Annotated in this window: 6 protein-coding genes and 1 pseudogene; 5 read left to right on the forward strand and 2 right to left on the reverse strand. The window is 39.8% G+C overall.

Annotation, left to right across the window (positions count from 1 at the left end; translation table 11 throughout):
- The first annotated feature begins 187 nt into the window (after nucleotides 1–187).
- From ACP69Y_RS15300 to ACP69Y_RS15315, 4 genes are all read left to right on the forward strand, one after another.
- Entirely contained in the window at nucleotides 188–526 is a 339-nt protein-coding gene (locus ACP69Y_RS15300; RefSeq protein ID WP_425919329.1) for a DMT family protein, read from the forward strand.
- 396 nt (nucleotides 527–922) lie between these two features.
- A complete protein-coding gene (gene purE / locus ACP69Y_RS15305) occupies nucleotides 923–1,435 on the forward strand; it encodes a 5-(carboxyamino)imidazole ribonucleotide mutase (protein WP_425919319.1) in 513 nt (170 codons plus the stop codon).
- A gap of 27 nt (nucleotides 1,436–1,462) precedes the next feature.
- Nucleotides 1,463–2,584 carry a 5-(carboxyamino)imidazole ribonucleotide synthase gene (locus ACP69Y_RS15310; protein ID WP_425919320.1) on the forward strand — a complete coding sequence of 374 codons (1,122 nt, stop codon included), beginning with the start codon at nucleotides 1,463–1,465 and terminating at the stop codon, nucleotides 2,582–2,584.
- 643 nt (nucleotides 2,585–3,227) lie between these two features.
- Nucleotides 3,228–4,514 (forward strand): lytic murein transglycosylase, encoded by a 1,287-nt coding sequence (locus tag ACP69Y_RS15315; RefSeq protein WP_425919321.1) that lies wholly within the window; start codon nucleotides 3,228–3,230, stop codon nucleotides 4,512–4,514.
- A gap of 70 nt (nucleotides 4,515–4,584) precedes the next feature.
- On the opposite strand, the gene ACP69Y_RS15320 is transcribed toward ACP69Y_RS15315, so the two are convergent.
- A complete protein-coding gene (locus tag ACP69Y_RS15320) occupies nucleotides 4,585–5,712 on the reverse strand; it encodes an anhydro-N-acetylmuramic acid kinase (protein ID WP_425919322.1) in 1,128 nt (375 codons plus the stop codon).
- Nucleotides 5,713–5,792: 80 nt separating this feature from the next.
- On the opposite strand from ACP69Y_RS15320, the gene tyrS reads away from it, so the two are divergent.
- A complete protein-coding gene (tyrS, locus tag ACP69Y_RS15325; RefSeq protein WP_425919323.1) occupies nucleotides 5,793–7,007 on the forward strand; it encodes a tyrosine--tRNA ligase in 1,215 nt (404 codons plus the stop codon).
- 387 nt (nucleotides 7,008–7,394) lie between these two features.
- Here the strand turns inward: tyrS and ACP69Y_RS15330 are convergent.
- Nucleotides 7,395–8,142, reverse strand: a pseudogene (locus ACP69Y_RS15330) (IS5 family transposase).
- Nucleotides 8,143–9,522 lie beyond the last annotated feature (1,380 nt).

The following is a 9,522-nucleotide window of genomic DNA, read 5'->3' on the forward strand; positions in this document are numbered from 1 at the left end:
TTGAAAGCAACGATATCAAGGGTCTTGCGGAAAAGATAGTCTTTCTTGTATCTATTCATAGGATTGCATCATGGGTTTTATATCGCTGTTATATGGCTATGGTTTGCTGGAAAAATCATGGATGAAATGACATGCTTTTTTAGTGAAAAAACGTAAAATATTCACGATTGTTTCAGATAAATTGACTATGTTCTTTCCGCTGCTGCTTTTAGTTATTTCTAACTGTTTTATGACCTTGGCTTGGTATGGTCATTTGAAGTTTTTACATGGCGCACCGCTTTGGCAAGCGATTTTATTTGGCTGGGTGATTGCCCTTCTGGAATACAGTTTTATGGTTCCTGCCACCCGGCTGCTTGCACAACAAGGCTGGGCGGTGGGGCAAATGAAAATTACCCAGGAAGTGGTGACCTTGCTAGTGTTTGTACCCTTTATGATTTTTATGTTTAAGCAGCCTTTTAAACTGGATTATTTATGGGCAGGATTGTGTCTTTTAGGTTGTGTATATTTTGTTTTTAGAAGTCAGTAAAACTTGATCATTTTATTTGGAATTTGAGTTACATAACGGCTTTCCTCTCAGATTATGATCCAGAATAATTTGTGGAGGCATGGCTTGACTTTTGAGAGATCAAAAGTAACAAAAATCTTTTGTTGATTTGACAATACTTCCTTCTATCACAGCTCAGCGGCGACTTTCATGTCGCCTTTACGCCATAGCCTCGTTGGAAATAATAATCTAATACTTTTTTAGAATTGATGATTTTTTTATTATTTACCTATAAAGCAGCGTAAATATAGCAGTAAAGTATCTGTTAAATTTTGGTGAGATGAAAAATCAGTCTATAATATCGGGCTTGTGATTCATTTAAAGCTTGGCACTTGTCGAGATTTATCCTTCCTTACATTCGTTTATGGAATATTTGCAATGAATGCGGCTGCTGCAGACACTCAACCTCTCGTTGGAATTATCATGGGTTCTCAATCTGATTGGGCAACTCTCGAAAACACTGCCAATATGCTTAAACAACTTGGCGTCCCATTTGAAGCGGAAGTTGTTTCTGCGCATCGTACGCCAGACCGTTTATTCGAATATGCTGAAACCGCACGTGAGCGCGGTATTCAGGTGATTATTGCCGGTGCCGGTGGTGCAGCGCATTTACCCGGTATGTGTGCAGCAAAAACTGATCTACCAGTACTGGGTGTGCCCGTAAAATCTTCAATCTTGAATGGTGTTGATTCATTGCTTTCAATCGTGCAAATGCCTGCCGGTATCGCAGTGGGTACATTGGCGATTGGTCCTGCTGGTGCAACCAATGCCGCGATTATGGCAGCGCAAATTTTAGGTTTAACACGTCCTGAAATTGCAAAAAATGTTGCCCAATTCCGTGCTACGCAAACTGAAAAAGTGGCAAGCAAAAATATTCCTGGTCAAATCTAAAGCCAAGCTTAAAACGGGACACACGTTATGGATAAAACCATCGGTATTTTTGGTGGTGGTCAACTCGGCCGTATGATGGCGCAAGCTGCCCTACCGCTGAATATTCAATGTACCTTCTTTGAAGCCAATACAGATTGCCCTTCCGCAGCGATGGGTCAGGTGATCTCAAGCAAAGCTGAAAATGGCTTACAGCAGTTCATCGAAAGCGCAGATGTTTTCAGTCTGGAGTTTGAAAATACCCCACTGGCAGATGTTGATGTTTTAACCCAGCAAAAAGAACTGCATCCGCCACGTCAGGCTTTGGCCACCGCGCAACACCGTTTGCTGGAAAAAGCTTTATTCGATCAACTCGAGATTCCTGTTGCGCCGTATAAAGCAGTCGATTCTTTAGATAGTTTAAAAGCTGCAGTTGCCGAACTCGGTTTGCCGATTGTTTTAAAAACAGCAACAGGTGGATACGACGGTAAAGGTCAATTCGTTCTTCGTACTACCGATCAAATTGATCAAGCGTGGGTAGAACTTGGGCCAGCGGGTTCATTGATTGCTGAAAGCTTTGTGACCTTTTCGCGTGAAGTGTCAATTATTGCAGTGCGTGGTCAAAATGGTGATGTGAAAACGTGGCCATTGGCTGAAAATCACCATCATAATGGCATTTTGTCACATTCAATTGTTCCTGCGCCAAACAGTGCAGATTTACAACCTGTAGCGCAGGACTACATCACTCGCCTGCTCAATCATTTGAATTATGTGGGTGTATTGACGCTTGAACTGTTTGTAACTGACAAAGGCTTGTATGCCAATGAGATGGCACCACGTGTGCATAACTCAGGTCACTGGTCAATTGAGGGCGCTATCTGCTCGCAGTTTGAAAACCATATTCGTGCGGTGGCAGGTTTACCGCTGGGTTCAACTGAAGTGGTTCGTCCAACAGTCATGGTCAACATTATTGGCAAGCATCCGAAATCTGAAGATGTTTTGGCTTTAAATGGCGCCCATTTGCACCTGTATAACAAAACTGAACGTACAGGTCGTAAAATTGGTCATATCACGCTAATGCCAAACGATAGCGCTGAATTAACGAGTTTATGCCGTCAATTGGCGAAAATTTTGCCAGAACCTTTGGCATTAACTCAAGATATGAGCATTTAATCCTTCGATTGAATGATAAAAAAGCGGTCATGCCAATGACCGCTTTTTTTATGCCTGAAGTTCGGGCATGATTGCGCCTCTTTCGGGTTAATACATTGTTTATCGGAAAGAATAGAAAATAACTGTATGTATTTCTTACAATCTATTATAAATATGTTGCATAAAAAACAAACAAATAGAATTGTGCTGTATTTAATTTTTGCTGCTGTAAAACGATAAATAAAAAATGCAAAAAATTTTAAATTCAAAAGATAAAAAATAAATTTAAAGTCATATGAATTTAAATTCAAACTCGCACTTTGTCATATGAATTTAAACTTTAAATTTAAAAACAAACTTTTGAATTTAAAGTTCTATGCATTTAAAAACATATAAATAAAGAAAATTAACTTATCAACAGTATGTTTGAATTTATAAACCGTGTTTTAAATTTAAAGGAATAAATTTAAATTCATATTTTGATTACTTTTGAATTTAAATGTTTTAAAAATAGGGGTTGTGGATAAGTTTTTAAATTTAAAAATAGAATATGAATTTAAAATGAAGGAAAATGAATTTAAATTTACGATTTGATTCAGAAATTATGAAGGGTTAATGGTAAGGTAAAAACATAATTTAAATTCAAATATCGTAAAGGGATACTATGCATCGCTTAGCTTTCGTTTTAGGTTCAGTTTTCCTTGCAATGACTCAAGCCAATGCTGAGCTGATTATTAATGGTCAACCTGTTACGACCACTTCAACCCCATCATCCACTCCAATTTTTAGCCCCCAAAATAATTTTCAGCAATGTATTACAAATCTACGTACTCAAGCCATCACTTCTGGGGTAAGTGCTTCGACCTATGATCGCTATACGCAAAATTTAGTGCCTGATTATTCCGTGATTGAAAAACTGAATTATCAACCTGAATTTTCTACCCCAATTTGGGATTATTTATCGGGTTTAGTGGATGAAGAACGTGTGCAACTGGGGCGACAAAAATTGGCTCAGCACCGTGAAGTTTTAAATCGTGTGGCGGCCGCCTATGGTGTGCCGGCTGAAACCGTGGTTGCGGTTTGGGGGGTGGAAAGTAACTTTGGTGGTATTTCAGGAAGTTATCCTTTATTACGGGCGTTGGGGACTTTAAGTTGTGAGGGACGTCGTCAGAGTTATTTCCGTGGAGAATTCTTTACCACGATGCGAATTTTACAACGCGGGGATTTAACCGAGCAGCAAATGAAAGGCTCGTGGGCCGGTGCATTTGGTCATACCCAGTTTATGCCTTCGACCTATGAAGAGCTCGCGGTTGATTTTGATGGCGATGGCCGTCGCGATCTGGTTTCCAGTACCACTGATGCTTTGGCTTCGACCGCAAATTTCTTGAAAAAACGCGGCTGGCAAACCGGCATGCCGTGGGGTTTTGAAGTCCGTATACCTGAAGGCATGTCGATTAGTGGTGAAGGGCGTCGCAATAAAAAGGCTTTAAGTAGTTGGGTAAGTCGTGGCGTGGTTCGTGCCGATGGCAGTCCTTTAATCCAGGGCAACTTGTCTGAAAGTAGTTCGGCGGGATTAATGGCACCTGCAGGAGCAAATGGACCGGTATTTTTAGTCTTTAAAAATTTCGATGCTATATATAGTTATAACGCGGCAGAAAGTTATGCCTTGGCGATTGCACATTTATCCGATCGTTTACAGGGTCAGGGTAGTTTCAGCAAAGCCTGGCCAACAGATGATGCCGGAACATCGCGTGCAGAACGACGTGAAATTCAGCAATTTTTACTCAATAAAGGTTATGCCATTGGTGCAGCAGACGGTTTGATTGGTGACAAAACCCGTCAAGCCATTCGCCAAGAACAAACACGTTTGGGTTTAAGCCCAACCGGTCGTGCAGGTCAACAAATTTTACGTGCAATTAGAAATGAAAATGCCCAGAAGATGATGCAATAATCATATTCTGGAAATAAAAAGGTCTGCATTTGGCAGGCCCTCTTTATTGCGAAGCATTTTTAATAGCTATTTATAGAGCGGTAATGGTACCTAAAACACGATAGCCTGCAGCGCCTGTCACGTTAGGCAAGTTACCACTTTGTTGGTTGACAAAGCGCATCGCCAACCAGGCAAAAGCGGTCGCTTCAACCCATGTCGGTGCTAAACCAATTGCAGAAGTAGTTTGAACTGACCAATTGTGTTTACGTAAACGCCAACGCAACTGTTCCAGTAAATGTGAGTTATAGGCCCCGCCGCCACAGACATAGACTTCGCCGGTATCCATGTCGGAGCGGTAAATGGCTTTTTTAATCGAACGTGTAGTCAGTTTTAATAAAGTTGCCTGAACATTTTCCGGTGTGTTTTCTAACTCATCATATTCTAGATCATTATACCAGTCGGCAATCTGTTCATCTAACCATTCAAGATTAAAATCTTCACGTCCGGTACTTTTTGGCGGTTCTTTAGAAAAATATTCATGACCCTGAAGGCGATCGAGCAGGCTGCGAATCGGTTGACCGTATGCTGCCCAGTTACCATTTTCATCATAGGGCTGACCGGTATAACGATGACACCAGGCATCCATTAAAATATTGGCAGGACCTGTATCGAAACCATACACGCCATCTGGATTGCCGGCAGGTAACATGCTGACATTGGCAATACCGCCTAAATTTAATATGACCCGGTGAATGCTAGGATGCTGGAACAAGGCCTGATGAAATGCAGGAACCAAAGGTGCACCTTGACCACCAGCGGCCATATCACGACGACGAAAATCTGAAATCACTGGAATTTGCGTTATTTCAGTGATGATATTCGGATCACCAATTTGCAAGGTAAAACCATGTTCAGGACGGTGACGAATGGTCTGTCCATGCGAGCCAATGGCTTTAATCTGGCTACGATCTAAATTATTTTTTTCAATCAGCTGGTTAATGCCATGGCCAATCATTTGTGCCAGAGCTACATCGGCTTTGCCCATGCGATCAATTTCGTTGTCCCCCGGCAAAGTCAGTGCCATGAGTTCATCACGTAAGTCCAAATCAAAGGGCAAGGTGAGGGTGGCATGAAGCTGTAATGGATTAAATGAAGCAGCCACGATGTCAACGCCATCCATGCTGGTGCCGGTCATTACCCCAATATAGATCGCTGTCATGATGATAGTTAAGCCTGCATTATGCTGAAAAAGTGTTAGTATATCGCACAAATTGTATAACTGATGTATTGGGTTTTGTGATGTCAAATTTCCTGCCGGCTGAAGAACAACTTGCCCTCATCCAACGAGGCACTCATGAGATTATTTCTGAAGAGGATCTGTTAAAGAAACTTAAAGAAAATCGTCCATTAAAAATTAAAGCGGGTTTTGACCCAACCGCACCTGACTTACATTTAGGTCATACTGTACTGATTAACAAGCTAAAAGTGTTCCAAGACTTAGGTCATGAAGTGACTTTCCTGATTGGTGACTACACGGCAATGATTGGCGACCCGACAGGTAAAAGTGCAACACGTCCGCCATTATCGCGTGAACAAGTGCTGGAAAATGCAAAAACTTATCAAGAACAAGTCTTCAAAATTCTTGATCCGAATAAAACCAAAGTTCGTTTTAACTCTGAATGGTTTGCACAAAAAACTGCAGCCGATCTGATTCAATTGGCGTCTCAGCAAACTGTTGCACGCATGCTTGAACGTGATGACTTCACCAAGCGTTATAACAACCATCAACCAATTGCGATTCATGAATTTCTGTATCCATTGGTACAGGGCTATGACTCAATAGCACTTGAAGCAGATGTCGAGCTGGGTGGTACAGACCAGACCTTTAACCTGTTGATGGGTCGTACGCTGCAAGGTCGTTATGATCAAGAAGCGCAGGTCTGTATTACAGTACCTATTCTTGAAGGTTTAGATGGCGTGAATAAGATGTCTAAATCTTTGGGCAACTATATTGGTGTATTTGATGCACCGGGTGCGATGTACCAAAAAGTCCTTTCAATGCCAGATGCTTTAATCGAGCGTTACTTTGATCTGCTGAGTTTTAAATCACTGGAAGAAATTGCAGTGTTATTGAAAGAAATGCAACAAGGTCGCAATCCTCAAGAGATTAAAAAGATCCTTGCATTAGAACTGGTAGAGCGTTTCCATGGTGCGGAAGCGGCTGAACATGCGCATAAAGGTGCGGGTAATATTATTACGGAAGGTGAACTGCCAGAAGGTACACCAGAAGTCACTATTTCACGTGCTGAATTTGGTGGTGAAATGTTTATTGCTTCTATTGTACGTACTGCCGGTTTAACTAAAAATGCTGCCCAAGCCAAAGATGCGGTGGCACGTGGTGCTGTAAAAGTCGATTGGGAAGTGGTTGATGCGGGTTTCTCGGTGAATGAGAATAAAACTTTCATCATTCAGGCAGGTAAAAAAGCGATCGCTAAAGTGACCTTCACAGACTAATGATTTCTTAAACTTTCGTTTAAGTTATTGAAATAAAAGCAGGCTTTGGCCTGCTTTTGTTTCTTATATCGTATATTCATATTTTAAATAAGCAAATTCAAAAAAAACCTTATAAAAACAACAGTTAAATTTTTCCAAACCTGTTGCATTATCTTTTGCTTATGTATAAGATTTATCCATCTAGACACTGTGTAGAAAACATATCTAGAGGCTAAGTGTGTAACAAAAAGCTCCACAGTTTTAAGTCTCTTCCCCAAGAGACTTTTTTTACTTTTTACCGATAATTATAATAATGACATCATGGATCGAACTATAGATTCAACTCCAAGGAAGAGGTTTTGGGAGAGATCTCTTTCTTTTTTTCTATCTAAAATTTAGGGCGTGTCATCAATTAAGCCAAATTATAGTTGAAGCAAGATAGATTGCTGACAAGAAGTTCTGAGCCAATTTGTCATAGCGCGTTGCAATACCTCGATACTGCTTGAGCTTGGCAAAGAAGTTCTCGATTAAATGTCTGGCCTTATAAAGATGATGGTCATAAGCACGCTGCTCAATCGCATTACTTTTGGACGGCATCACAACTTGACCATTGTTTTTATGAATCGGATCAATCACCCGATCCTGAGAATTGTAAGCTTTATCCATAAGCCAAGTCTGGCTTATGGATAAGTCCAGTAGCACATCAGCACCACTTAAGTCATGGGTCTGTCCAGCAGTGAGATGGAATCCTGTAGGATTGCCTAAAGCATCAGTACGGGCATGAATTTTGGTGCTTAAGCCACCTTTACTACGTCCGATTGCCTGATCTTTTTTTTCCAGCACTGTGTTGATGAGCACGCACAATGGTTGAGTCCAGCATGGCATATTCATTATCACTATTATGTGATAGTACTTCAAAAACTCTCTGCCACACACCTGTTTTAGCCCAACGGCTAAAACGAGTATGTATGACTCTAAAATCACCAAAGCGTTCTGGTAAGTCTCGCCATGGGATACCTGAACGGTACCGATAAAGTACTGCTTCAACAAATAATCGGTTGTCTTTTGCAGTTACTCCAACAGTGCCTTTCCGTCCAGGTAACAGATCTTTAATCTGTTCCCATTGATCATCTCGTAATGCATAGCGTTTCGTCATAAAAATGATAATAAGGAATCGTCAGATTTTATCAACCTAATTGATGACAGACCCTAGTCAATTTTAATTTATTTCATTTTTCCTACTACTTATATAGTAAAAAAATCTACATTTAAGAAGATTTTACTGAGCTTGTTCATTTTTCATGAGTGATAGATGTTTCGGCGTCAAAGTCAATGAAATTGAGTTTGGGTAAAATCATTTTAATTAAGTTGCCGATATATAAGGCAGTAATAGAGATTCCTTCTCCCCCACTTATAATAATGTGTAAACATAAATAAGTGCTGACTCCTGCAATTAAAACGAGTTGCAAATATTTAATACAAAGCTTTCCGAGTCAAAAAGACTAAACTTGCTTTTACCACTAAGCACACTCCAAATGCCGTGATCAAACAGCTTAATAAGCATAGCAATACTTGAATGGCGTAATTGTCGAATGACCAAGGCAGCATTAACCCAAGAATGATATCAATCAAAAAACCAAATATGAGGGCCACTGGGAGTGGTAACCCTTGATATCATTAAAAAATTTAGAATCCAGAATAATCATCTGCAATACCATCATCAATATATTCATCATGATGGTCAGCGTTCCTATAAAAAATGGAACAATAAAGCTGTAAACCTAGCGAATAGATGAAATGGGCAATGTGCCTAAATTTGAGCGAATAGTCAGAACTACACCAAGGCCCAATAAGGCCAGTCCACTAAAAGAATAAGAGCCGCAATGGAAATTGAGTTGGCATCATTTCAAACAGAAAAATAAAACCAATTTTAAGCAGCTGCTTGATTGTTATTATTCACCTAGATAGTTATAAAAATCACTTTTTTGAAGCAATGATCGTTATTCGTAACGATGGAATCATTCATGACAAATATTTGGTTTTAAATATTCTTAGCTATAGATAAAAGGTCATTTAGGTAGATGGATTAGCGGGTGTATGTAGATTTGAGTTAAGTAAATAGCGTTTTTAGCTCTATTGGGAATTTTGACGATAGATATAGGTATATCAAGAAGGGATTGAGCATTTAGGACGGTAATTAAAAATATAAAATTCCAAGAAAATTGAAAAAAACTAATTTTTTTCATCAGAAAAGTATAGAAAATGACTAAAAAACATGTTTTTTCACTGATTTTGTAGAAAAAACAGACATGCGTGATAAATATATCATTTTAGGGGTTGCGTCCCTTAATAAACTGTATAGAATACGCAGCATCCCGACGCGATACAGCAAACGGACTTAGCTGATTTGGTTAAGTTGTTGAGTTTATTGCGTTGAAACTTGTCTCTGACGAAGAGCGAGATAGATCATTAAGAGATTATGAAGAACAACTTGTGTGGATTTTTACTGGTTGATTGATCGAAATTATTTTCATTG

It is taken from the genome of Acinetobacter sp. TSRC1-2, assembly GCF_049895885.1.
Lineage (GTDB): Bacteria > Pseudomonadota > Gammaproteobacteria > Pseudomonadales > Moraxellaceae > Acinetobacter.

Excerpts from the sequence above, each read along its gene's own strand:
- purE (WP_425919319.1), top strand. The coding sequence starts at position 923 with ATGAATGCGGCTGCTGCAGACACTCAACCTCTCGTTGGAATTATCATG.
- tyrS (WP_425919323.1), top strand. The coding sequence starts at position 5,793 with ATGTCAAATTTCCTGCCGGCTGAAGAACAACTTGCCCTCATCCAACGA.
- ACP69Y_RS15320 (WP_425919322.1), bottom strand. The coding sequence starts at position 5,712 with ATGACAGCGATCTATATTGGGGTAATGACCGGCACCAGCATGGATGGC.
- ACP69Y_RS15300 (WP_425919329.1), top strand. The coding sequence starts at position 188 with ATGTTCTTTCCGCTGCTGCTTTTAGTTATTTCTAACTGTTTTATGACC.
- ACP69Y_RS15315 (WP_425919321.1), top strand. The coding sequence starts at position 3,228 with ATGCATCGCTTAGCTTTCGTTTTAGGTTCAGTTTTCCTTGCAATGACT.
- ACP69Y_RS15310 (WP_425919320.1), top strand. The coding sequence starts at position 1,463 with ATGGATAAAACCATCGGTATTTTTGGTGGTGGTCAACTCGGCCGTATG.